Origin of the sequence: Furfurilactobacillus milii (genome assembly GCF_009863985.1) — a bacterium.
GTDB lineage: Bacteria > Bacillota > Bacilli > Lactobacillales > Lactobacillaceae > Furfurilactobacillus > Furfurilactobacillus milii_A.
On the sequence record NZ_WEZT01000005.1, the window covers coordinates 479,233 to 504,596 of the forward strand.

At 43.5% G+C, this 25,364-nt stretch carries 21 protein-coding genes, 1 pseudogene, 1 riboswitch and 1 other annotated feature; of the genes and pseudogenes, 12 read left to right on the forward strand and 10 right to left on the reverse strand.

Annotated features, from left to right (window positions below; translation table 11 throughout):
* Nucleotides 1-262 precede the first annotated feature (262 nt).
* A complete protein-coding gene (leuS, locus tag GB992_RS05190; protein ID WP_161001497.1) occupies nucleotides 263-2,683 on the reverse strand; it encodes a leucine--tRNA ligase in 2,421 nt (806 codons plus the stop codon).
* A gap of 82 nt (nucleotides 2,684-2,765) precedes the next feature.
* Nucleotides 2,766-2,991: a binding site (T-box leader), on the reverse strand.
* A gap of 115 nt (nucleotides 2,992-3,106) precedes the next feature.
* Between leuS and GB992_RS05195 the strand changes: the two genes are divergently transcribed.
* Complete coding sequence (locus GB992_RS05195) at nucleotides 3,107-3,757, forward strand: phosphatase PAP2 family protein (protein WP_161001498.1); 651 nt, start codon at nucleotides 3,107-3,109, stop codon at nucleotides 3,755-3,757.
* 65 nt (nucleotides 3,758-3,822) lie between these two features.
* Here GB992_RS05195 and GB992_RS05200 read toward each other — a convergent pair whose 3' ends face one another.
* The 3 genes from GB992_RS05200 to metK all read right to left on the reverse strand — a co-directional run bounded on the left by GB992_RS05200 (nucleotide 3,823) and on the right by metK (nucleotide 7,218).
* On the reverse strand, nucleotides 3,823-4,353 hold the full coding sequence (locus GB992_RS05200; RefSeq protein WP_017261616.1) for a MarR family winged helix-turn-helix transcriptional regulator: 531 nt from the start codon (nucleotides 4,351-4,353) through the stop codon (nucleotides 3,823-3,825).
* A 79-nt stretch (nucleotides 4,354-4,432) separates the two neighbouring features.
* The gene (locus tag GB992_RS05205; RefSeq protein ID WP_161001499.1) at nucleotides 4,433-5,896 is read right to left on the reverse strand and encodes an MDR family MFS transporter; all 1,464 of its coding nucleotides are present in this window, start codon (nucleotides 5,894-5,896) and stop codon (nucleotides 4,433-4,435) included.
* A gap of 104 nt (nucleotides 5,897-6,000) precedes the next feature.
* The gene (gene metK / locus GB992_RS05210) at nucleotides 6,001-7,218 is read right to left on the reverse strand and encodes a methionine adenosyltransferase (RefSeq protein WP_161001500.1); all 1,218 of its coding nucleotides are present in this window, start codon (nucleotides 7,216-7,218) and stop codon (nucleotides 6,001-6,003) included.
* Nucleotides 7,216-7,343, reverse strand: a riboswitch (SMK box riboswitch). Its footprint overlaps the gene before it by 3 nt.
* 109 nt (nucleotides 7,344-7,452) lie before the next feature.
* Between metK and GB992_RS05215 the strand changes: the two genes are divergently transcribed.
* Nucleotides 7,453-8,202, forward strand: a complete 750-nt coding sequence (locus GB992_RS05215; protein WP_161001501.1) for a hypothetical protein — start codon at nucleotides 7,453-7,455, stop codon at nucleotides 8,200-8,202.
* 429 nt (nucleotides 8,203-8,631) lie between these two features.
* Here the strand turns inward: GB992_RS05215 and GB992_RS05220 are convergent, their stop codons facing one another.
* Entirely contained in the window at nucleotides 8,632-11,154 is a 2,523-nt protein-coding gene (locus GB992_RS05220; RefSeq protein WP_161001502.1) for an excinuclease ABC subunit UvrA, read from the reverse strand.
* A 71-nt stretch (nucleotides 11,155-11,225) separates the two neighbouring features.
* The gene (locus GB992_RS05225) at nucleotides 11,226-11,777 is read right to left on the reverse strand and encodes a DNA-3-methyladenine glycosylase I (RefSeq protein ID WP_161001503.1); all 552 of its coding nucleotides are present in this window, start codon (nucleotides 11,775-11,777) and stop codon (nucleotides 11,226-11,228) included.
* A gap of 239 nt (nucleotides 11,778-12,016) precedes the next feature.
* On the opposite strand from GB992_RS05225, the gene GB992_RS05230 reads away from it, so the two are divergent.
* From GB992_RS05230 to GB992_RS05245, 4 genes are all read left to right on the forward strand, one after another.
* Nucleotides 12,017-12,190 carry a hypothetical protein gene (locus tag GB992_RS05230; protein WP_161001504.1) on the forward strand — a complete coding sequence of 58 codons (174 nt, stop codon included), beginning with the start codon at nucleotides 12,017-12,019 and terminating at the stop codon, nucleotides 12,188-12,190.
* Between the two features lie 237 nt (nucleotides 12,191-12,427).
* Entirely contained in the window at nucleotides 12,428-13,030 is a 603-nt protein-coding gene (locus GB992_RS05235) for a L,D-transpeptidase (protein ID WP_161001505.1), read from the forward strand.
* 7 nt (nucleotides 13,031-13,037) lie between these two features.
* Nucleotides 13,038-13,280, forward strand: a complete 243-nt coding sequence (locus GB992_RS05240; protein ID WP_161001506.1) for a hypothetical protein — start codon at nucleotides 13,038-13,040, stop codon at nucleotides 13,278-13,280.
* Nucleotides 13,277-14,179 carry a D-alanyl-D-alanine carboxypeptidase family protein gene (locus GB992_RS05245; protein ID WP_161001507.1) on the forward strand — a complete coding sequence of 301 codons (903 nt, stop codon included), beginning with the start codon at nucleotides 13,277-13,279 and terminating at the stop codon, nucleotides 14,177-14,179. Before GB992_RS05240 ends, GB992_RS05245 begins: the two co-directional genes overlap by 4 nt.
* 138 nt (nucleotides 14,180-14,317) lie before the next feature.
* Here GB992_RS05245 and GB992_RS05250 read toward each other — a convergent pair whose 3' ends face one another.
* Both GB992_RS05250 and GB992_RS05255 read right to left on the reverse strand, forming a co-directional pair.
* Entirely contained in the window at nucleotides 14,318-15,292 is a 975-nt protein-coding gene (locus tag GB992_RS05250; RefSeq protein ID WP_161001508.1) for a UbiA family prenyltransferase, read from the reverse strand.
* Nucleotides 15,293-16,291, reverse strand: a complete 999-nt coding sequence (locus tag GB992_RS05255) for a UbiA prenyltransferase family protein (protein WP_161001509.1) — start codon at nucleotides 16,289-16,291, stop codon at nucleotides 15,293-15,295.
* A 559-nt stretch (nucleotides 16,292-16,850) separates the two neighbouring features.
* Here GB992_RS05255 and GB992_RS05260 point away from each other — a divergent pair.
* The 6 genes and pseudogenes from GB992_RS05260 to GB992_RS05285 all read left to right on the forward strand — a co-directional run.
* A pseudogene (locus GB992_RS05260) lies at nucleotides 16,851-16,985 on the forward strand (helix-turn-helix domain-containing protein); the annotation flags it as partial.
* A gap of 129 nt (nucleotides 16,986-17,114) precedes the next feature.
* A complete protein-coding gene (locus tag GB992_RS05265) occupies nucleotides 17,115-19,034 on the forward strand; it encodes an NAD(P)/FAD-dependent oxidoreductase (protein ID WP_161001510.1) in 1,920 nt (639 codons plus the stop codon).
* Between the two features lie 420 nt (nucleotides 19,035-19,454).
* Entirely contained in the window at nucleotides 19,455-19,919 is a 465-nt protein-coding gene (locus GB992_RS05270) for a NusG domain II-containing protein (RefSeq protein WP_017261605.1), read from the forward strand.
* Entirely contained in the window at nucleotides 19,916-20,476 is a 561-nt protein-coding gene (locus tag GB992_RS05275; protein ID WP_161001511.1) for a Gx transporter family protein, read from the forward strand. The genes GB992_RS05270 and GB992_RS05275 overlap by 4 nt, the downstream gene beginning before the upstream one ends.
* On the forward strand, nucleotides 20,473-21,450 hold the full coding sequence (locus GB992_RS05280; RefSeq protein ID WP_161001512.1) for a polyprenyl synthetase family protein: 978 nt from the start codon (nucleotides 20,473-20,475) through the stop codon (nucleotides 21,448-21,450). The genes GB992_RS05275 and GB992_RS05280 overlap by 4 nt, the downstream gene beginning before the upstream one ends.
* Before the next feature lie 39 nt (nucleotides 21,451-21,489).
* Nucleotides 21,490-22,284 carry an energy-coupling factor transporter transmembrane component T family protein gene (locus tag GB992_RS05285; RefSeq protein ID WP_161001513.1) on the forward strand — a complete coding sequence of 265 codons (795 nt, stop codon included), beginning with the start codon at nucleotides 21,490-21,492 and terminating at the stop codon, nucleotides 22,282-22,284.
* Nucleotides 22,285-22,400: 116 nt separating this feature from the next.
* Here GB992_RS05285 and GB992_RS05290 read toward each other — a convergent pair whose 3' ends face one another.
* Complete coding sequence (locus GB992_RS05290; RefSeq protein ID WP_161001514.1) at nucleotides 22,401-23,135, reverse strand: N-acetylmuramoyl-L-alanine amidase family protein; 735 nt, start codon at nucleotides 23,133-23,135, stop codon at nucleotides 22,401-22,403.
* A 495-nt stretch (nucleotides 23,136-23,630) separates the two neighbouring features.
* The gene (locus GB992_RS05295) at nucleotides 23,631-24,872 is read right to left on the reverse strand and encodes an aminoacyltransferase (protein ID WP_161001515.1); all 1,242 of its coding nucleotides are present in this window, start codon (nucleotides 24,870-24,872) and stop codon (nucleotides 23,631-23,633) included.
* Nucleotides 24,873-25,364 lie beyond the last annotated feature (492 nt).

A 25,364-nucleotide genomic window follows, 5' to 3' on the forward strand; every position in this document is an offset into this window, starting at 1 on the left:
ATTATTAAACCAAGCTTTAATGAACCTTAGTTAATGGTCGAAAATTGAAAACCTAACATGCCGACATACTATTGACTAGTGCCACTCAGTAACTGAATTGCCTGATACTTGTTACTTCGAGGCCAACACTAAAGCCACGTAAAACGCAGTAATACCATTGATTATACCGAGATTGTCGCATCTAATTCAACAAAAAATGTCACTAATTGTTGGCTTAACACCAAAAAACAATTAGTGACACATTATTTACATTAAGACGACGCTAATTAGCAACCACGTTAACCAACTTGCCTGGCACAACGATCGTTTTACGAACCGTTTTGCCATCAATGGCCTTTTGCATGTGCTCGTCAGCCATCGCGATCTTTTCCAAATCATCCTTGCTGATATCTTTATCAACTGTGGCATGACTCTTAACTTTACCATTAACCTGCAGAACCACTTCAATCGTGGCCTCTACTAGTTTGCTAGCATCATAAGTTGGCCAAGGCTGGTAACTGATGGTGTCAGATTCATGGAAGTAGCTCCACAATTCTTCAGCAACGTGAGGAACCAATGGCGACAACATCTTGATGAAGCCTTCCATGTACTCAACTGGTAGATCATCAACCTTGTGGGCTTCATTAACAAAGACCATCATTTGAGAAATGGCTGTGTTAAAGTGCATCCGGCTGTAGTCTTCCGTGACCTTCTTGACCGTTTCGTTGTACACCTTGTCCAGTTTGCCATCATTGATCGTTGTTACACGATCACGCAGATGATTGTTTTCATCAATCAGCAAACGCCAAACGCGTTGAATCCACTTGTATGAACCATTGATGCCGTCTTCACTCCATGGCTTGGATTCTTCCAAAGGTCCCATGAACATTTCGTACAAACGAAGCGTATCAGCACCGTATTTTTCAACGATTTCATCAGGATTAATAACGTTCCCTTTAGATTTCGACATTTTTTCGTGATTGTCACCAAGAATCATCCCCTGGTTAACCAACTTATGGAATGGTTCCTTTGTTGGCACAACACCGAGATCATAAAGAACCTTGTGCCAGAAACGGGCATACAGCAAGTGAAGCACGGCATGTTCCGCACCGCCGATGTACAAATCAACAGGCAACCAGTACTTCAATTTTTCAGGGTCTGCCAAAGCCTTGTCATTATGTGGATCGATATAACGCAAGAAATACCATGATGAACCGGCCCACTGTGGCATCGTGTTCGTGTCACGTTTACCATGCCGGCCATTTTCATCCGTAACGTTGACCCAATCGTCAATGTTAGCAAGTGGACTTTCACCAGTTCCAGATGGTTCCAGCTGGTCCGTGTCAGGCAGTGTTAGTGGTAACTGATCTTCTGGAACTAAGGTTGTTTCACCATCATCCCAGTGAATCACTGGAATTGGTTCACCCCAGTAACGTTGGCGACTGAAAATCCAATCCCGCAAACGGTAGTTGACCTTTTTGGCACCGGCATCATGCTCAGTTAGCCAGTCAATCGCTGCTGAGATGGCCGTTTTCTTATCCATCCCGTTCAAGAAGCCAGAGTTGATGTGCGTACCATCGCCGGTAAAGGCTTCCTTATCCAAGTCGCCACCTTCAATAACAGGTTTGATTGGCAAACTGAATTTGGTAGCAAACTCGTAGTCACGTGGGTCATGCGCTGGCACAGCCATTACGGCACCAGTACCATACGAAGCCAACACGTAGTCAGCAATCCAAATTGGTACCTGTTCACCGTTAACTGGGTTAATCCCATAAGCGCCGGTGAAGACACCAGTTTTATCTTTGTTCAAATCCGTCCGTTCCAAATCTGACTTGGACTCGATTTGCTTGCGATAAGCATCAACGGCTGCTTTTTGGTCAGGCGTTGTAATCTGATCAACAAGGTCGTATTCCGGTGCCAGCACAAGGTAAGAAACACCAAACATCGTATCAGGACGGGTAGTGAACACTTCAATCTTTGTATCCTTGTGACCGTCAACAGCAAACTGAACACTGGCACCTTCTGAACGACCGATCCAATTTCGCTGTTGTTCTTTGATGCTTTCAGGCCAGTCAAGATCATCTAGGTCATCCAGCAAGCGGTCAGCGTAAGCTGTAATCTTCAACACCCACTGCCGCATTGGGACACGGTAAACGGGATAACCACCACGTTCTGTTTTACCATCAACGACTTCCTCATTGGCAACAACAGTGCCACCCATAAAGTCAGGGGCCCAGTTAACCATGATTTCGTCTTCGTAGGCTAAACCACGCTTGTACAGCTGTTCAAAAATCCACTGTGTCCACTTGTAGTACGAAGGATCTGTCGTGTTGACTTCGCGATCCCAGTCATAAGAAAAGCCCAGCGATTTAACCTGCTTACGGAAGACGTCGATATTTTGGTCAGTAAAGCCTTTGGGATTATGACCGGTTTTCAGTGCATACTGTTCCGCTGGCAGTCCAAAAGCATCCCAACCCATTGGATGTAACACATTGTATCCCTGCATCCGCTTCATTCGGCTCATGGCATCCGTTGCAGTGTAACCTTCTGGATGACCAACATGCAGTCCCTGACCGGATGGATAAGGGAACATATCTAATGCGTAATATTTTGGCTTATCGGAAAAGTCTGGCGTTTTAAACGTATCGTTCTTTGACCAAAATTTTTGCCACTTTTTTTCAATTTTTGTATGATCGTATGGCATGTTTTGCCCTCCCAGAAAAAATTAATTAACAAATAAAAAACGCCCTGTCGATTATCGTCACTGTTACATCAATAACGACAACCGATAGGACGATGCGGATCGCGGTACCACCTATCTTCTTACCACAACAATTATGGTAAACACTTAAGGTCGGTAACGCTGACAAACGAAAATAGCTACTGGCGTTATGATAACGCCGTTCACCATCTTAGTGATTATCGGTGAGTTCATTCTGTCGTCAACACTGACTCGCACCACCTGTCAGCTCGCTTAAGATCACGACACAACTACTAATCCGTCACTTTTACTTGTTAAAATATTGTTCATAGCATAGCAAAATACGCGTGACATTACAAGTCAGCATCCGCTTGAGAATGCTATACTGGCTTTAAAACAACTTCGGAGGCCATCACTATCTTTGTTTTGTCACAAACACACTGGCAACGCGTCAGAAATCTCGTTGCCATTATTTGTTTTATTATTTTTCTAATCCTATTAGCCGGTGTCGTAACGGATGCAAGCTGGCTGCATCAACTCGATCAATTCGGCACCCATATTGTCCGCCACCCAGTGACTGAGGAACGAACGTGGTTCTTTCGCAATATAACAAGGCTCGGCAATGTAAAATTTACTATGATCGTGATGGTCATCTTTTCACTCGGCCTCTGGTGGCGAAAGAAATATCAAGGCGCTGTTTTCTTCTTTGTTAACGTTGGCGTATTTGCACTTGCTGTAAATACGATTCTTAAAAGCTTGGTTGAACGACCACGACCAATCATTACGCATTTAGTGGCCGCTGGAGGATTTAGTTTTCCTAGTGGTCACTCAATGAATGTCACGTTGATGTATGGCTCACTGATTATTCTGTGTAATCTGTATGTTGACCGGTTGCATTTACGGGCCGCTTTTAACACACTCCTAACATTACTCATTATTACTATTTGTCTCAGTCGCGTGTACCTCGGTGTTCATTTTCCTAGTGATGTTTTGGCCGGAAGCGCCCTCGCCTGGTCCGAATTACTCATGTCACGATACCTCTTTTTCAAAACAACTTCGATTCATGCAAAACGATAAATAAGGTCGTTGACGATAACTAATCCATTAGTTACCATCAACGACCTTATTTTAATGCTTAGCAATCAACCTTCGTGAGACTTCTTGATTCGTGACCCCCAACGATCACGTTGCACGATTTTTTCTTCGAAATCACGAATGAAATCAAGTGTCTCTTGGAATTTACCGCGACCAAAAACGTCCAGCCAACCCTTGAAACGGTCCTGTGCAACATCCCATAATTTAGTCTCAACTTCACTACCCTTAGGCGTTAAGTGAAGTGTCTTGTGACGACGGTCAGCCATGTCATCTTCCTCGTAGACATAGTCTTGTTTAAGTAATCCCGCAACTTGACGGGAAATTGCACTCCGAGTAACACGGTGCATGTCGGCCAGATCCATTACGCTTAACAGTGTTTCTGCCTGCGCAATTTCAGTCAAAATCAACCATTGATCAAACGACATTCCAAAATCACTCGCTGGTCCGGAGGCAAATTCGTTTAAATACTTGCCCACAAACAAGTATTCTTCAATGTAGCCTTGCATTAACTCTAAGTCTTGCTTTTTTTCTGTCATGTTTCCACCCAATTCAACAATCCGTTTAACTGTTGAAAGCATAACATATTGTTCCCATAGAGTAATCAAAAAAAAGCAATTTCAAGAAATAAATATCGATACACTTAATTGTTAAACATTTTTATCTTATTTTTCGGTGATCCAGGGCGTTGACCAGTAGTGCAACAATGACTAGCAATAATGCCACTAAGAATACGTTATGAACACCATTAGCCAATACACGCCGCAAAGTTGGTAATAATGCAACTGGTAAATTTTTCGCCGTGTGCGGATTAATCAATGCGTTAAGCATGCGTAAATTGATGTCGTGATGTTGTGCCACACCATGAGCCAACGTTGCATTCATGACAATACCGTAAACGGCTAACATAATTGTTTGTGCCAAGCTCCGGGCCAGGGTATTGAAGGATGTCGCCATCCCAATAATCGCTGGATCAACTAAGTGTTGTGTTGTCACCGTGGTACTAGTGATGGTTAACCCAAAACCAACGCCGAGTTCCGCTGAAATCAGTAAAAATCCCCAGAATGGTGTTTGCCCTGGCAGTAGAACCAAGATAATTGCGCCAATTAACACGGTTGTAATACTGGCAAACAAAATTTTTTGTGGCCGTAACTTGCCGATGACCCGACCTGCGATAAATGAACCGACGATCCACATCACTGAACTTGGCGTAACCGCAAACCCCGCTTGAGCGGCCTGCAGTCCTAATAATCCCTGGGTCCACGTTGGAATATAAACGTTAAAACAAATCAGAAAACCAGAAATGAGTGCAGCTACACCATTTTGAATCACAAACGTCCGGTTGCTAAATAAACTGAGATCGATAATCGGATCACTGGCACGACGTTCTTGGCGGATGAATAGCCATAACCCAACTGCTGCAATAATAAAACAGCCAGCAACAATCAACAGGTTGCTGTGTCGCTCGCCCACCACTTGAAAACCATACATTAGCCCCAATAAGGCAACCGACAGCCAGACACTACCTGCAACATCTAACGGACTGGAAGCTGCCGCTTGTTTAGGCTCGTGCAAATACAGTGCGATTAGTAGCATCGTAATGAGCCCAATCGGAATATTAATGAAGAAAACCCAATGCCAACTTAACTGATCTACGATAAAACCACCCAGTAACGGCGCGACGACCGAAGCAATGCCCCATGCCGAACCATTCAGTCCCATGATTTGTGCCCGTTTCTCAAATGGATAAATATCGGCAATGATCGTAAAGGAAACCGGCATAATCGTTCCGGCCCCAATGCCTTGCACAGCACGCCATAAAATCAGTGTCAGCATAGAGTTGGAAAGACCGCTCATCATTGAACCAAACGTAAACACAGCCAGCCCGAACAAAAATACCGGTTTACGGCCGATCCGATCAGACAGTTTGCCATAAATCGGCGTAGACAACGAATTCGTTAGTAGATAAATTGAAAAAATCCAGTTCATTAAGGTCACGCCGTGCAGTTCTCCAACGATGGTCGGCATCGCCGTAGACACAATCGTCCCCTCAACTGCCGACATAAACGTCGCCACAAACAGTGCAATGGTTACCAACACAACATTGGTTTTATTATTTTTCATTGTGTATTCCTTTTTAGCTATGTTTTTTACAAAAAAAGACTCCTGGTGTCTGTGTGATCGTAATCCAGTCCACCGGGAGTCTTGCTATTGTGTTAATTAAATAACTACTTGCTTTCGTTGACAACAACACCTGCGTCAGCAACAGCTTGCTTCAATGCATCGATCTTATCGGTCTTTTCCCATGGCAAATCCAAATCAGGACGACCAAAGTGACCATAAACAGCCGTTTGTTTGTAAATTGGCCGTTGGAGATCCAGCATCTTGATGATACCAGCAGGGCGTAAGTCAAAGACTTTCCGAATTGCCGCAGTCAACGTTTGTTCAGACACATTGCCGGTTCCAAACGTATCGACAGAGATAGAAACTGGTTGCGCTACACCAATTGCATATGCCAACTGAACTTCAACCCGATGAGCCATGCCGGCAGCAACAATATTTTTAGCAATGTACCGCGCAGCGTATGAAGCAGACCGATCCACTTTAGTCGCGTCCTTACCAGAGAATGCACCACCGCCGTGACGAGCAAAACCACCGTACGTATCCACGATAACTTTCCGACCAGTCAAGCCAGCGTCCCCTTGAGGGCCACCAATAACAAAGCGACCAGTTGGGTTAACCAAGTACTTCGTGTTCTCATCCAGATAACGAACCGGAATAACCGCCTTGATTACCTGTTCAATCACATCATGGCGAATTTGATCCAGCTCAACGTCGGGGTTGTGCTGCGTGGAAAGCACCACTGTGTCAACACGAACTGGTTTACCATCATCATCGTATTCAACGGTCACTTGTGCCTTAGCATCTGGCCGTAAGTAATCAATGACACCGTCCTTACGTAACTGCGCAATCTTACGCATTAACGCATGACTCAAAGCAATTGGCAATGGCATCAATTCAGGTGTTTCATCAATCGCATAGCCAAACATCATGCCTTGGTCACCAGCACCAATCTTGTCCAGTGGATCTTCATCACCTTCGCGACGCTCTAAGGCATCGTCAACACCCTGTGCAATATCAGGTGACTGTTCATCAACTGCGACAAGGACGGCACATGTGTCGCCATCAAAACCAAGCTTAGCATCGGTGTAGCCAATCCCTTTAATCGTGTCCCGTACCGTTTTTTGAATATCAACGTATGCGGAGGTGGAAATTTCACCAAACACGAGGACGAGCCCAGTAGTAACAGACGTTTCACAGGCCACACGCGCTTGTGGGTCCTGAGCTAAAATTGCATCCAAAATTGAATCACTAATTTGATCAGCGATTTTATCCGGATGTCCTTCTGAAACAGATTCAGAAGTAAATAAATGACGTTCTTGCATAAAAGATTTCCCCCATCTAATAAATTCCGGTTACAAGGCCTCTAAACAAAAAGAACCGTTACATCATCAGAATTTGACGTAACTGTTCCCTGTTTATCCTATCGGGAACGAAACTCATAACTTACTTATGGTAACACGTTACTAACCGGTTAAAAAGACGTGATTTCGTTGACCCCGCTCATAAAGTTGATTAGCATAGAAACATATTATGTCATTTTGAGAAGGGAGGCCCTTATGCCCACGCAAACTCGCAAACAGCGTCATGCCACAAGTTTTTTAGACAATATGCCCTGGCAACCACTACTTATCTTCACAATTGCTCAAAACATCATCTGGTGGAGCTTTCCAATCCATTACGGCCGACTTACAGGGGCTGCCTTTCATGGCAATCAATTACTGTTATTGGCTTATACAATCGTCATGAGTCTCACAACTTTTTTGATGTTTCAGGCCAACTTTAAATCGTTATGGGCGCACGTCCCCATTTTGATCAGTCTAATTCTGGCCTTCTCTGGCATCATTCGTGGTAACTTAGAAATCTTGATTATGTTACTCATGTTCTCGGGCTTTTGGTTAGTGGTCGAAATGCGCTGGTTGAACTTACAAAACATTTGGGGGCTCATCATTTACGCCTTACTGTCAACCTTTCCCATCAGTAGCGCCATTTTCTTTTTTCAAAACCGCTTTCTTTCAATGACCTTTTTAATCCAGCTAATTCCGTTGGTGGCCTGCCAATTGTTTTTTATGATGCCAATTTTTGAAACTGAAGGCAAACGACGTGTCATCGCTACTGCGGTAACCGGTGTGCTGTTAATCGCAGCCATTTTATTCTTCCATTTTTCTTTGCTAGGTGTGTTGGCGATGGCGGTTGTGATTATAACGTTCTGGTTTAGTATCAACTATCCTAATCTAAAAGCACAATATACGGCTGTAGTTTACATTGTGCTCGAACTGCTCGCCTATTTAATCTTAGTCTTTGCTTAGCTTATTGACTGCTAATTACATTGAAAGAGGAACCTTCCATCTTTTCGGAAAGTTCCTCTTTTTTTGTTTACGCTTTCTTAAGTTTAAGCGGGCGTAATTGTTTAATGATACTAAGAAAAACAGTCTCATGCTAATGCCGTTACGCTGACCGAAAACGCCGTTCCATGGGACCGGTCTCAGCCTCCTAAAACCCGGAGTCTTTAACCTTGATTATGAGCCGAAGTGCCCGTCTCATAAGTCATCCCGCACTAAGCGGCCAAATTATCGCCGCCAAGTGTTGCCGACATGGAACTCTGTTTCCGGTCAGCTTCACTCCTATCACAATTTAGCCGACTATTTACAAAAAAAGGTTGTTACGTGTCAAATGGAATCTGCAACCATATAAGCAGAACGGTACCAATGTTAACAACCACAAACGGCAGCTAATAATTAAGCCGTGACAGGTCCACCAGCCAGTTTTTCCTTGAGGTACTTTCCCGTGACACTGGTCTTTGTTTGGGCTACCTCGGTTGGGGTACCAGCAGCGACCAACTGGCCACCCTTCGTACCACCTTCAGGACCCATGTCCACAATGTAGTCAGCGTTAGCCATGACGTCCAAATCATGCTCGATCACAATAACTGTGGCGCCCTCATTAATGAGTTGATCAAACACCCGCAGCAACTGCTGAATATCTAATGGATGAAGCCCCACAGACGGTTCATCAAAAACAAATAACGTACCGGTCTGGCGACGACCCAGTCGTGATACCAGCTTCAAACGTTGCGCTTCACCACCAGACAATGTTGGAGTGCTTTCACCGAGTTCAAGGTAACCTAGACCCATGTCATGTAGAGCACTCAACGTATTTGCTACGCTTGGTACATCGACAAACAAGTTACGTGCATCATCGACGGATAACGCCAGAATGTCAGCAATCGAAAGATCGTGCCACTTCACACTTAATGTTTCTTGATTATAGCGTTGACCGTGGCATTGAGGACAAATTTCCTCGACATCTGGTAAGTACTGAACATCCATACTTATTGTGCCAGTACCATGACATAGTGGGCAGGCGCCATCATTTAAATTGTAAGAAAAGTGACTGGCCGTCCATCCTTTTTCTTGTGAATCTTTGGTATTGGCAAATAAAGTTCGAACAGTGTCCAACACACTCGTGTAAGTCGCAACGGTTGAACGGACATTTTTACCCACTGGCACAGAGTCAACCATGACCACATTATGAATCTTAGCTCGATCTAGCTGTTTGACCTGTTTTGGCAGTGGCTGATGTTTAACATCCGCCAGAATCCCAGGGATTAGACTATCTAGCACTAGCGTTGTTTTCCCAGCTCCAGACATCCCCGTCACAACAGACAACCGGTTCTTGGGAAATTGCGCTTTAACATCACTAATATTAAAACGATTGGTTACCTCAATTGATAATTTGCCCTTTGCAAAAAGCTGTTTATCAGTCAATTGTGGCCGTTCTCGAATTGGTGCCGTGCCGTTTAAGAATGGCGCAATTAAGGAAGACTCATGTTTACGAATCGTGGCAACAGTTCCATGATTGACAACCTGTCCGCCTTGCTTCCCCGCTCCAGGGCCAATTTCGATAACGTAGTCGGCGGCCGCAATGATACTAACATCATGATCTACAACCACCAGTGAATTACCCTGCTCAACTAGTTGATGGAAAACTTTAATCAGTCCAGTAACGTTGGCCGGGTGCAAACCGACAGAGGGTTCATCAAGAACATACAAAACGCCTGTGGTTTCACTGCGCAATGTGCGTCCTAATTGGATTCGTTGCAACTCACCCGTCGACAATGTGTTACCGGCACGATCTAACGTCAGGTAATTAAGTCCCAAATCCGTAAGTGGCGTCAAACTGTCTTTAAATTCTTTGACCAGGTCCGTGCCTAAATGCTGAACGCGTTTGGGTAACCACGGAACAATCGTATCCGCAAACTTCATTAGTTGATCCAAGTCCATTTTGGTAATTTCCGCGATGTTGTGTCCTACAACAAGCTGATTTAACAGTGCTGGATCAAAACGAGAGCCATGACACGTTGGACATGTATCAAACACATAGAACTTGTTGAGCCGTTCAATCGCCCGCTCGTTAGTCGTGTTGGCCATTGAATCTTCCACGGCATTGTAGGCATTTTCGTACATTGCATTATCCATATGGAAGATCTTGCCCTTCGAACTCGGAATGTTAATGGCGTAAGGCTGCTTTTTGCCATGTAATACTAAATCCTTTGCTTCATCAGACAGGTCCTTATAAGGCACATCGATGGGGATTCCCACCGCTTCCGCTACCAACGGCATAAAGTTGCGACCAGCTAAGTGCCAGGACGCAACGGCTCCCTCACGGATAGTGAGATTTTTATCCCCAATAAGCCGGTCAGCAGCAATTTGACGAACTTCACCAACCCCACCACACGTTGGACACGCGCCGCCTGCATTAAAAGCAAAATCCTCGGCACCACGACCACGATATCGAACGCCACATGTTGGACAGACAATCCAACCATCATTTTCCGCCACTTCAATGGTCGGTGGCACACGGTGACCGTTTGGGCAGACTGTGGACCCTAATCGTGAAAACATCAATCGTAAAACATTTAGACTCTCACTCATTGTGCCCACTGTTGAGCGAACACCTGGCACCTGTGGTCGTTGACGCAGCGCTAATGCAGATGGCAAGTATTGAACCGACTCAACATTGGCCGCGCCGACCTGACTAATCCGCCGTCGCGTATATGTAGACAGTGCGTTTAAATAACGCCGTGCCCCTTCAGCGTATAATACCCCCATCGCCAGCGAGGACTTCCCAGAGCCCGATCTCCCGGTAATGGCGACAAACGCATTTAACGGAATATCAACATTCACATTTTTAAGGTTATTGACTCGTGCACCACGCACTTCAATATTATCTGGAATCGTTTCTTTATGCTGGATTGCCATTTAATCACTCCTCCTATATTATCTCTTAGCTTTGATGTCATCCTTTTTGCACGCTACAACAAGAAGCCAAGCTATTTAAACGCACAGTCATTAAGATGATCTTTTACAAGTCCGCTGGCTTGCATAAACGCGTAGACAGCCACGGGTCCCATAAATTTAAAGCCTCGACGCTTTAAATCCTTAGCAATTTTGACAGACAGTGCTGTCTTCGCAGGCACATCATTTTCAGTAGCCACGTTGTTTACAAGTGGCTGATTGTTTACAAATGCCCACCAATAAGTTGCAAAACTCCCAAATTCTTTTTGAACTTTGATGAAGGCTTGCGCATTGCTTACCGTTGCGGCCAGCTTAGCCCGATTACGAATAATTCGAGCATCCTGTAAGAACGGCTGCCAATCTGCATCGGTCATGTTCGCCACCTTTTCGATGTCATAACGATCAAAATCTTCATTAAAAGCTGCCCGCTTGTTTAATACCGTGCGCCACGATAGTCCAGCTTGATACATTTCCATACACATTAATTCAAACAAGGCATGATCATCACGATGCGGCTTGCCCCATTCCACGTCATGGTAAGTCTGCATTAACCCTGGTTCTTGACCCCACGCACACCGAATTGTCATTCGCACACCTCCCACTTATTGATAGATAGTTTACTTTCATTATACGTTTTTCAATCTAAACTTCACCCCGTAAAGAACGGTGATAAAACTATCAATCCGTAAATAAAGCGGTTACAATAAAGATGAATAATAACAAACGTGCAGAACCCACTGGCTTTAATTGGCGACGCTTCTCGTCAGTTTGAGTAAGGGGCGTAATCCTTTGCCAGTGGAACAAACCACGCTGAGGGGGCATCACCATGACATTCTTATGGATTTTGTTCTGGATTTTTATCATCTTAACGATTCTTAACTTAGCTCGTTACGTCGCAACTCGACTAGCACACCGTTCCACTCGTCTAATGCGTATTTACAGTGGCTACTCTGTTCTAGGGTTAGTCATCGTCTGTTTGATTATTGCTGCATTGCACTGAAATGTATTTTATGGACAAAAATAATGGCACCTTTCTTTAACGCTTTTCAATCAAACCACCAACCTCAAAAGTTGATGGTTTTTAAATTTGCAAAGTTTTTACATTACGCCACTTTATCTGTTTGAAAAATGATATGTTATTAGTAATATATTGTATGAAAACTAATGATTTGGTTCGAGTAAACTAATTTTAGTCTAAAGAATAGTTTTTTTAAAACAACCTGAGGGGAATTACATTATGTCAATCAAGCTGAAACACATGTTAGTCGTCGTGTTTATTATTTTTACAGTGTCAATCGTTGGCAACTTTGCAAAGGCAAGTTTTGCCTCAACTCGACCACAGTCAAGCCTTAAAAGTGAAAAAGTTGCCAAGTCAAAAACTGTCAACAATAAAAAAACATCGTCAGAGACAGTTGCGACCACAAACAAACCGTATCCTAACCTTGTTCAGTATCCTCAAGCTTGGATTCTCGTCTCTTTAAAACATCAACGTGTTTACATTATGAATGGTAAACAACGTCTATATACGATGTTGGCTTCTACTGGCATGCATGATAGTACGCCAACTGGTACATTTCACGTGGAAGCGGAACGAGGTACCTATTTCTACGCACCTAAATTTAACGAAGGTGCCTACGACTGGGTATCTTGGAAAGATCACGGTGTTTATTTGTTTCATTCCACGCCTACAGATGAACAAAAGCATATCCTTCCTGGTCCAGAAGCCGACCTAGGAAAACGACCATCTTCGCATGGCTGTGTCCATCTCTCCATCCCCGATGCACGATGGGTTTATGAAACAATTCCAACAGGTACGACCGTTAAAATCGTAAGGAGTTAATCTAATAATGACTTTTGTTGATAAACTAGCCTTTCAAATTAAACGTTTTTCCAAAAAGTATCAGTGGTTGTATAACTGTCTGCTTTCTCTCGTGATGATGTTATTGCTATACTTATTTTATGATTTGTTAGCCACCCTTTTTCACTGGCCTAGTGTCTCGCCTACCTTTATTTTAATCATGTTAATCGTTACACTCATCATTCTAGTCATTCAACGCTATCAGCAATTATGGAGGTCGCAACAATTATGAAACGCTGTTTGCTAATACTACTATGTCTGTCGGGGTTGAGCGGCGTAATTGTCTCTCCAACAACGCCAGTCCAGGCAGATGCAATGCCAGTATCCCAACTGGCCCTTGATGCTAAAACTGGTCATGTATACCAAGAAGAGAATGCGTCAACTGTTCGCCCAATTGCGTCCATTTCTAAACTTTTCACCGTTTATTTTGCCTTGCAAAAGATCCACCAGGGAAAACTTAAGCTAACGGATACTGTTACAGCACCAGCAAACATTGCCAGCCTATCCCAAGATTCAAGACTCGCCAATGTGCCACTCCAAGCTGGCAAGAAGTATTCGGTTCGCGACTTGTTATACACATCACTCATTCATTCGGCCAATAGTTCTGTATTGTTACTGGCTCAAAAAATGTTTGGGAGCCAAGAAAAAGCTGTTAAGCAAATTAACCATCAGGCACACGTGTGGCACCTGAAACATTACCAACTTGTTAACGTGACCGGTCTAAACAATTACTTGATTGGCGACTTACGCGTCCCTGGTACACCTGAAGATGCGGAAAATAAGATGAGTGCCAAAGACGTTGCGACAGTCGCTAGAAAGACTTTGAGTTACTATGGTGATCAGTTATTGAGTATTGCAAGTGAACCACGCGTAAATTTCGATCTATCAGGCTCCTTTCCAACCGAGAATCGAATGTTGCCCACGCAACCGGATCATTTTAACGACACACCTGTTGATGGATTAAAAACTGGTTCTTCGGAAGGCGCGGGGAACTGTTTTGTTGACACAGCCAAAAAGCACCACCATCGAGTGATCACCGTTGTGTTGGGTGCCGATTATGCTAACAAGGATCAGGTCTTTCAAATTACGCATCAGTTATTCACGACATCATTTCAAAAAATCACCCAGTAACATTGCTTAGTATCAATTAACACATACAATTAAAACACGTCCGCTTTTCAAGCCTTGGTTGCAAGCGTTGAAAAGCGGACGTGTTTTTTAAGAGCATTTTTACTGAAAAATGTTTTTTTGGCAATGCCAATTAGTTGATTAGGACTTTAATAATCTGATTATATCCATTGCTACTAATACAGCGGCTTCCAAAGAAGCAACGCTTAACAAATTCTGAATTGCAGTAATAAACGTTTTACCTTTATCCTGAACCGCGAGAAAGGCCTTCGTATTCCGAATCACAACTGGAATCAAACCGAACACAATGATCATTAACCATGGTAACCAGCCAAGCAAGATTCCAATAAGCACAAAGACAAATGCCATTCCGGGCACAAACGGATAAAGCTTTACCGCCCGTTGCTTTCCCAGATAATAAGGTAACGTAAAACGTTGATTTTTCATATCTTGTTGCAGGTCACAAATATTATCGGCATACATAACCCCACCGTCTAAAATCACAATGGGCAATGCAATCACAAATAATGTCAGAATCACGGCCAGATTAGCGGTAATGACAAAATGCCAACCATCAAAATACATCGCTATCGGCAGTTGTTTAGGCATGTTCACGTAAGCTGCAATAAAGATTGTACCAAACCCTTCACATAAACCACTTAATATTTCTCCTAATGGCATTCGCGATAACGGCACTGGCCCTGCCGTGTATGTGATTGCAATCAAAATGGCTAAGCCACCGATAAAGAGCAACACCAAGTTTGTCCGGATTATCAGCAGGATTCCCATGCTACATGCAATGATTAAAAACACCAACATTAATGCCATCATGTGATGCGGGTTCAAATGTTCCCGGCCTAAAATATTATCCCGGCCACGGTAGGCTAAATCCTTGGCTTTGTAGTAATCCTGAACATTGTTAAAACCTGTCACGAAGAATGCAATACTCATTTGGCCAATAAAATAAATCAATGTATTCAGCCAGTTAAACTGACCATAAGCGTAATATGCGTACACTGTCCCCAATAAAAATGGTAACAAACTGGCTGTTTTGGCTGGCAAACGAATAAGCTCCAAAAACAGTGGCCACGTTAACGGTTTATAATCTGTTTTCATTTATTGCACCACCATTTCCAAGATCAATCCCAGTAATAATGATCCATTGACCCAAAGAATATTACTGATTGCTGGCCATAACTCTTTTTGAAACAAACCGCTATGTGCCGATGTCGTTATTTCATCAGCAGTCGATGTTGTTTTTCCCGCAACCATTTGTTTAAAATGACGGTCGTTGAGTACAACAGCTGGCACTGCTACCATCATGACCGCTAACCACCAAGATAACATTCCTGTCGCCATACCGATGATAATACCGAGAAAACCAATAACGAGGAAACTACGGTAAACGATTAAACTCCACCGCTGCCCTAAATACTCAGGCAAGGTGTGTTTATCTTCATCAATCGTCTGATCACGTAACCCAATAATGTTTTCCGCGAACATTAAATTTGCGGTCGTCGCCATTAATGGTAAACAAAGCAACACAACAGCAATTAACGACCACAAATTGCCCATAACAAGCATCCCCGGCCAGTGCAAAATAATGCCGATCAGTTTTTGTGATGGTACGTTTACATAAAAAGCAGTGAACGGTAGCAATAATCCCAATGAACCGCCTACGAGTACTTCGCCCAGCGGCAAACGTGACAATGGCACAGGACCAATCGTATAAAAGATGGCGATGCCAAACCCAATAATTCCCAATAGTAAAAGCATTAAGTTGGTGCGCCAAACTAGCCAAATACCAAGGCAGGTGGCCAACGTCAGCATCACCACGAGCATAAGTTGAACCAATAACAACGGCAGCTGACGTTTGCCAATAACCGTTTGTGACTGTGCGTTCACTGATCCTTGTGACTTATTGTAGGCCACTAAGTTGCTGATGCCAGTAGTCGCCATTGCGAGCGTCAATGTCACGATAAACAACACAATTGTATTAGCCCAATTTACATCATATCCAAAATCAATTGCAAAAAAGACCCCCACTAGAAACGGAAAAATACTGGCGAGTTTTGTTCGCAGCGCCACTAATTCACCGAAAGATGATAATCTCATAGCTTCCCCCTCAACTTTGCCCCGTTACATAATCAAAACGTTCTTTCATCTAATTTTACCCTCTTGCAACAATCACAACTACTTACTCTCATGATATCGAAAACTTGAATGCTTTACCAATAGCGGCTGAAAATCATATTCATTAGTCATGCACTGCCTTAAGCTACTGGTTACTTGGCGAGTACACTGGTTTCATCAAAGTTCGCACAATTTAACAGCAAACAATTAGTTTGTGAAACGTGTTACGTAAAATGCAACCTTTCTCAATTCATTAAAACAAATAATAAACAATAAGTTTTATTTCACCCCTTGTTTATCAATTTTGGAAACGGTTTCGGCGTTCAACATAATTGTGTACAATAAATGACTTCTTTTTGTGAATATATTCCTGAAGGTCTAGACAATCGACGAATGTAAACGCTATAATTGTTTCATAGTTAATGCACTTATTTATAACTGGCAAATTCTATAATTAATCCGAACAAAAATAAAAAAAGGCCCAAAGCAAGCTCTTACAATGGTAGTAGTTAATTCCAACCAGCTATAAGGAGTGATTACTTTGGGTACTTCTACTTTATCACGTTTTCAACGTGATGCGCTAGCTCAACTGGTCAGTGAAGGCCATCATACTTACCAAGATATGGCTGACGCCTTAGGCGTTGCCAAATCAACTATTAGCTATGAATTAGATCGCACTTGAGCTTATTAATCAACGACCATTAAAAATCCATCATCAACAGACTGCCATTGAAAGTTTCCGGGCTTGTTCGGATTAAACTTGTAATTTGCCAACTTTTATATTATCTCAGAGGAGTTGTTGGAAATGGCCCAAAAGAATATTGTTGTCGTCGGTGCCGGCTTCGCTGGCGTTTACGCCACCAAGCATCTGGCCAAGCATTTCAAAAAAGATTCCAACGTTAAGATCACACTGATCGATAAGCACTCGTACTTCACCTACATGACGGAGCTACATGAAATTGCCGCCAACCGGGTGGATGCAACTGCCATTCAGTATGATTTACAACGTTTGTTCTGCCGTCGTAAGAACGTTAAGTTAGTGACGGATACGGTTAAGTCAATTAACCGAACCGATAAAAAGGTCGTTACGGAACACGGTTCGTTTGACTATGACTATGTCATTTTAGGCATTGGCTCACAGCCTAACGACTTCGGCACACCTGGCGTTAAGGAACACGGTTTCACCCTCGGTTCTTGGGAACAGGCCGTTGCCCTTAAAGAACACATTGAAAAATCTGTTCGGGCGGGTGCTATCGAAACAGATCCAGACAAACGTAAAGCATTGCTTTCATTTGTTGTCGTTGGTTCTGGTTTCACCGGTACTGAAACCATTGGTGAAATGCGCGACTGGCGTGACCAATTGGCCAAGGATAACAAACTTGAGCCAACTGAAATCAAGTTTACCTTGATGGAAATGGCGCCAACCATCATGAACATGTTGGATCGCCGCGATGCAGATAAAGCGGAACGTTACATGACCAAACGTGGTATCAAGATCATGAAGAACACCGGTGTTGTCGGTGTCCATGAAGATCACGTTGACCTCAAAGACGGCTCCACTTTCCCAACTTGCACGTTAATCTGGACTGCCGGGGTTAAAGCAACCGATCAAGCCGCCAACTTCGGTTTGGAACAAGGTCGTGCCGGCCGAATCAAGGTTAATAAGTACACTCAATCAGAAGATCCAAACATCTTCGTTGTTGGTGACGTGTCCTTACTTGACGAAGACGGTTCCGGTAAAGGTCAACCTCAAATTGTCCAAGGTGCTGAAGAAACAGCTCAAGCGGCCGTTTCCAACATCATTAACACAGAGGACGGCAAACCGTTAGTTGAATTCAAGCCAAACTATTCAGGATTCATGGTTTCCTTGGGTTCCCAATATGGTGTCGCTAATTTGATGGGTAAGATTCACCTATCCAATTTCTGGGCCATTTTAATGAAGCATTTGGTTAATATCCTCTACTTCATTCAAGTTTACTCAGCCTACTACCTCTTCCAGTACTGCATGCATGAGTTCTTCCGGACCCGTCATAACCGGAACCTCTTCCGCGGTCACATTTCTCGTCAAGGTAACGTACTATGGACTGTCCCTGCACGGATTTTCCTAGGCATGATGTGGTTGGTTGATATTTGGCCAAAGATTCAAGGTAAAGGCTCATGGTTCTTACCTAAGCTGCGATTACCATTCGCATGGTTAAAGCCAGCAACAACAAGCGGTGCTAGTGCTGCCGGAGCTGGCGGTGGCGGTGCTGCCACTACCAGTGCAGCTAGCGGTGCAAGTGGCGCAGCAAGTACCACAGCTACTGCAAATCCAACAATGTTCTCCCTTTCCTACGATTACGGTCATGATCCACAGATGGTCTTCTCCAAGATGCCACACTGGTTCCAAGCCGTAACTCAAGTATTTGTTCCAAACCAACAAACTGCCTTCTTCATGCAAAAGTTTATGACCATTATTGAAATCTTTATTGGAGTTTGTTTGGTTCTCGGTTTGTTCACTTGGGTGATGTCAGCTGCTTCAGCAGCCATGGTTGTCGTCTTTAGTCTCAGTGGGATGTTTTACTGGGTTAACATGTGGATCTTCTTCGTCGCAATTGCCTGCATGAACGGTTCTGGTCGTGCATTTGGTCTCGACAAGTGGGTAGTGCCTTACCTACAACGGGTCTTCGGCAAGTGGCGATATGGAACTCCGAAAGCCTTGTATGGCAGCGATGTCATGAAGTAATCATTCATAGCTTATATTGTCAGTGGTAGAGTTCTAGGGTAGACTTGCCCTAGGGCTCTTTTTTGGAACAGAGTGATGCCGTAGCCCAACTTGAGAGCATTTTGAAAAATATGTCCCTACTTATTGGTACCACTAACCCCGTTTTCGGTTTGATGTTACTGATTAATTGATATGCCTCAAGGTAGTGGATTCGGTCAGAGATAGAGTTCCGTGATAGCACCACTGAGTAGCGCTTTAGGCTACTCAGTGGTGCTGGACGAGCTTTGAGACCGGTTTGGCGGCTCAAAGTCGAGGTGCGAGACCGCTTTTCAGGGCTCAAACCGGTCCCATGGAACGGCATCTCTGACCGAAGTAACGGCAGGCGTCCAACTCTATAGGTAAATATGTAACGGTTTTAATAATGAAAGAAAGTGTGATTACGTGAAGCTTTCTCCCACAGTCAAACGGTATTTGAAAATGATCCGACCGTTTGACATCATCATCGTGACTCTACTGATTATCGGATCTTTCATCCCCCTGATGGTCTTCACCACTAGCCAACATCACCAGGCAGCCGCTCAAACAACGGCCAAAAGTCATGAAGTGTATACCGCTGTGGTTTCCCACAATGGTCACGTACTTAAACGGATCCGGTTAACTGGGCATCAAGGTAAAACACGTTATCATTTCACAATGGGTCACGGTGCCTATAACGACACGTTGGTGACTGACAATCGTATTCAAATCAGTGATGCCAACTGTCCCGATCAAATTTGTGTTCACCACTCGGCCATCAGCAAGCCAGGTCAAACCATCGTTTGTCTACCGCACAAAGTATTGGTAGAAGTGAAGAGTTCAAACGGTGCCACACACAGCAACTCTACGGGAGGACTTGTTAAACCATGAATGTTCAGTCATCAAGAACACGACAGTACATCTACATTGCCCTCTTATGCGCTCAGGGCGTGATTATCGGTTTACTTGAACGAATGATCCCGTTTCCGTTTGCATTCGCACCAGGCGCAAAATTAGGCCTTTCAAACATTATTACCCTGGTTTCATTATTCACAATGCCTGTTGGCGACAGCTTTTTACTCATGAGTATGCGTTTGTTACTGACGACCTTGCTTGGTGGTACCGTGGCCACCTTTATGTATAGTGCAGCTGGTGCCCTCCTATCCTGGCTGGGAATGCTGTTAATCAAACAGCTCGGTGAGAAACGGGTCAGCATGATTGGCATTTCGGCCAGTGGCGGAATTTTATTTAATGTCGGTCAGCTAGCTGTTGCCAGTTTGGTCGCACAAAGCTGGACCGTTATGCTCTATCTGCCCATTCTAGCGGTTATCGGTATTCTTGCCGGAATTGGGATTGGCATTACTGCAAATTTTTTGTTTGAACACGTCGACACACTGAGTCGACTTCGGTACGACCATCAACACTCACCAGAGAGGAACCAATCATGAAAATTCACCCAATGTGGCGTGAGTACCCGGCTCTCCAAACGGAACTTGAACAGGTGCTAACTTTAATTGATCAGAACATTACCACCAATAACGTCCCGGTAAGAGACGCTATTTTAGACATGATTAACGCCGGCGGCAAAATGTTACGGCCGGCGTACTGCCTCTTATTTTCACAATTTAAGCAAACGGATCGTCACAAGATAATTGCATTGGCCGCTGCTGTCGAAACCTTACACACTGCAACGTTAATTCACGACGATATCATCGATGAATCTGACATGCGTCGTGGCCTGCCGTCTATTCAAGCAACGTTTGGTAAAGACACCGCCGTCTATGCGGGTGACTACCTTTTTACCGTCTGTTTCAAACTGCTGGCCGGTTATGCCAGTGATTTGCGCAGCGTGCAACAGGATGGCAAACATATGGAAGCCATTCTAAATGGTGAGTTAGCACAGATGTCCACGCGATATAACATGGCTATCACCATCGACCAATACCTGAACCAAGTTTCCGGCAAGACAGGCCAGTTATTCGCGCTCAGTACCTTTCTCGGTGCGTATGAATCTGGCAACAGTCTACGCTTTGCTCGCAATGCTCAAACGATTGGTCTCAATATTGGAGTTGCTTTCCAGTTGTTGGACGACATCCTCGATTACACTGCCAGCAGCAGTCAGTTTGGCAAACCTGTCCAGGAAGACATGCGCCAAGGTGTTTACTCAGCACCCCTGATTCTCGCCTTGCGTGAGGCGCCCGAGGCCTTTGCACCGTACCTTAGCAAACGGCTAAAAATGACGGACGATGATGCTAAAGCAGTTGATCAACTCGTTCGTGACCACGGTGGTGTTGTTAAGGCACAAGAGCTCGCCAAAGATTACACCGACACTGCATTAACTGCTATTGAGAAATTACCGGACATGCCCGTTCGCGCCGTCTTGTCACAGCTCACCAGTTCATTGTTAAATCGTCAATCCTAGCAGAATTGTTACTTTCTGATGAAGGGAGGCGCACGATACATGAGTAACGCCCTTCTGTTAGGTCGTTTCATTCCCGGAACCAGCATCATTCATCGACTAGATCCACGAGTCAAACTATTAACAACGTTATATCTGATCTTAATCATCTTTCTGGCCGACAATTGGCAAACAAATTTATTGCTATACGGTTTTGTTCTGATTGGTGTATTGTGCGCCCGACTTAGCCTGCGCTTCTTTCTCGGCGGTCTGAGGCCAATGTTATGGCTCATCATCTTTACAGTCGCCATGCAGCTACTATTTACTCATGGCGGCACTGTTTATTGGCAATGGGGCTGGCTGATCATTTCACAAACTGGACTTCAAAATGGGCTTTACGTGTTCCTTCGTTTCGTCTTTATTGTGTTTGTCTCAACACTGCTGACGCTGACCACTGCCCCATTAGCACTGGCAGATGCCGTAGCATCATTGTTGCGCCCCTTGCGCTGGTTTCATTTTCCAGTAGACGAAGTGGCACTCATGCTTGCTTTGGCACTCAGGTTTGTGCCCAACCTCATGGATGAAACCAGTCAATTAATGGCCGCTCAACGTTCACGCGGCGTCGAATTTGGCGAGGGCAATGTCTTTCAACAAATGCAGGCGCTCATCCCTCTGTTAATTCCCCAATTGGTGACTAGTTTTCGACGAGCGGACGAGTTAGGCACCGCGATGGAAGCCCGTGGTTACTCTGGAACAGCCAACCGAACCAAGTTTCGAGTAAATCACCTACACATTAGAGATGGTGAAATTGTTGCAATTCTAGTCATTTTGACTATTTGTTTAGCAAAAGTACGATAACCGTGTTAAAAAAATAAAATCGACTCGATAACAAACTTTGTATTTGCTATCGAGTCGATTTTATTTTTAGGACTGCCTTTACTTTAACAACAATCAATCATTTACAAATAAACAAATTAATTAAATGCTGCACCCGAACCAGTTATTGTCCAACCGCCGACGTTCCCTGACGTCAACATTGCACCACTGGCATCAAAGTAATACCAATTTCCATTGATCCACTGCCATCCTGTTTGCATCGCACCGCTATTATTTGTGTAGTACCACGAACCATTATGAGCTATCCAGCCTGTACTCATTGAGCCGCTATCATTCAAAAAGTACCAGTTTCCGTTTGCCCATTGCCAACCAGTTAACATAGCACCACTACTGCTTAATAAATACCAGGACCCATTATGAGGAAGCCAACCGGCAACCATTGATCCTTCACCATTGGATTCTCCAAACCACCTGTTCCCGTCATCTATACCACGGAAATAATACCAGCCACCATCAATAACTTGCCAGTGACCGGAACCATTGGTATTGGAATAAAAATAGCCATTATTACCTAAGTAGTACCAGTTTGAATCAATATACTGCCATCCAAATAATGCGCCATGATTTTGATCAATATAGCTGTATGCATTCACCTCACGATTGCTAGGACTATTATACTCTGTCGTCACACTTTGCCATCCGTAAAGCCACTGATGTGTATACCTACCATACAGATACCACCCCGATGGATATTGATACCAGTCGTCCGTATCGTGAGCCGAGGCATGGACCGAACTTGTTGCCGACAGGCCGATGCCAACACTCATTGCAAGCGTTACTCCAAGCACAGCTAGTTTTTTGAAGATTTTCATATATACTCCCCCATAGACGTATTCTTATACTTCTAAATAATAAACTCTGAAATAATTCGCAACAATATGACTGTAGACAATTTTTGACGCATAGCCATTAATCCAATTATCATAGTACCGGTTACCAATTTAGAAACGCACGCTTTGACCGCAAATTGACGTTAGACAGTAATTATTCAAAATCAATTCCGTAACCATGTTATTCAAAAATTGAACACTTGAAATCCGGTTGATTACTTCTGCATAACTATTGCTCCTTCTTGGTTATTTTGTACCCAATTAGAAAATGCCACTTTGCCAAAAGATGATCAATATGCAAAAAACATCAACTCTTTTCGAAATCGACTCACAGATGACAATACTGGCATTTATATATCAAAATAACAAAAAAACGAGCACACCAATTGCAGAATCATCCTCTTCGGCAATGGAATAAAATAAACCATCTGATACTAAAGAGAAAGCTTTCGCAAAAAGTCATGCTCGTCATTATTTTTATTCTCGACCGGTGACTTTCTTCAACCATTCGTATAGTCGATATTGGAACGGTTTTACCGGTTTGGTAAACGCACCCAGCATCTCCTGTGTCACACCAGTAAATGACTGTTTGAACCCAAGCACACCATCGGATCCATCAAACATGCCAGACACACCGTAGAAATTATATAAAGGTACATGATTTTCAATTGCAACATGAATCATATGATTCTGGACCATGTAAGGCGCGTAGAAGTTCTTAAATTCTTCATTCGTGAAACTGAACATGTAGGCAATTTCCTGCGGCTGGATAAAGAACATTCCCCCAGACAGAATGGTCGACTGACCATCCTCACGTTTAAAGCCTTCAGCCTCTTTAATCCGCTTTTCATGCTGACTAATTTGGTCACTCAATTCACGCCGCTGGCTCTTGATATGCTTGTTATTTGGCTTGTCCTTTAATTTAGCATCCAAGCCGTCAACCCGTTCTTGTAACTTGTCGGCTTGTTTCTGCTGATTAGCAATATACGTGTCGAAGTTCAATTCAGCCACGATAAACTGAACTTTGTCGCCATATGCTTTATAGGTCGCCTGATAATAGTCCAATGTTTTATCGTTAAAGTTCAACCGTTCTGCCGTAGCCTCGGTATATTTTTTAAATTGTGGCAGCTCATCATAATTCAACTGACGCAATTTAATGCCAAATTGTTTCGTTTTCTTCAACGCATACTGGGCATCTTTTTGATAACTTGCCACCACATTATCCGCCGTAATCCCACTCATCTTTTTAACAAACTGATAACCCAGTTCGATCGTGGAATAACCGGGTTTAACGGCTGAGTGACTAAAGCCAGCCGCCGTTAAGTTTGCAATGGCATCCTTATTAGGTGTAGCAATAACCTTGCCATCATCATCAAATTCACGACTGATCACGTTTGGCAACCAACGCAATACCAAACCATGGTGTTGCTTGGCATAACTGACCATCCCGTCTGTCATTACTTTAACCAGCTCTGCGTTGCCATAATCCATCATTGGCCCGCCGTTGACTTCAAACAAATAACCCATCCGTAATTTTTCAGACGTCAATAAGGCTGCCGCAATCACCTGCCCGTGTTCGTTGGTTACCCCAACATATGCCGCGTCGACATTGCGCCGACTCAGCACTTCTTTTTGTTCTGGCGTTTGCGTATAACTGCCTTGTGGATGCTGTTGTTCAAAAGCGTAATAAGAGTCCCGATCTAATTCTTTAAAGTTCATAATCAAAATAGAATCCTCGCTTTAAAAAGTATTTAGTAATTGCATTTACCCTCTATACTAGATGGTAATGTTTTCAGAGCCATAAAAACAAGAGATTATAGCAACTTATTTTGATTTTTATCACTTTTATTCAAAATTATTCAAACCAATTATTTAGTAGCACTCGATTAAATGCCGCAATACCAATCGATTAAGAATACACAAACGGCCTGAGTTCGAATACAATTAGATACTCGGAACCAGACCGTTTTAATTAAATTATCATGAAATTATTTATATACTGCTCCTGAGCATGTTATAGACCAGCAGTATATTTCCTTCAATATGTTTGTTATGAGCAGTTCAAAACTTTTTTCAAAAAAGCACTGCCATAAACTTTTTCCTAATTTCAAATGGCAAATTCTATAATTAATTCGAACAAAAAACTCAAAGTGATTGCTTACAATGGTAGTGGTCGAATACTAACATTGTGAGGAGAATTACTTTGAGCTT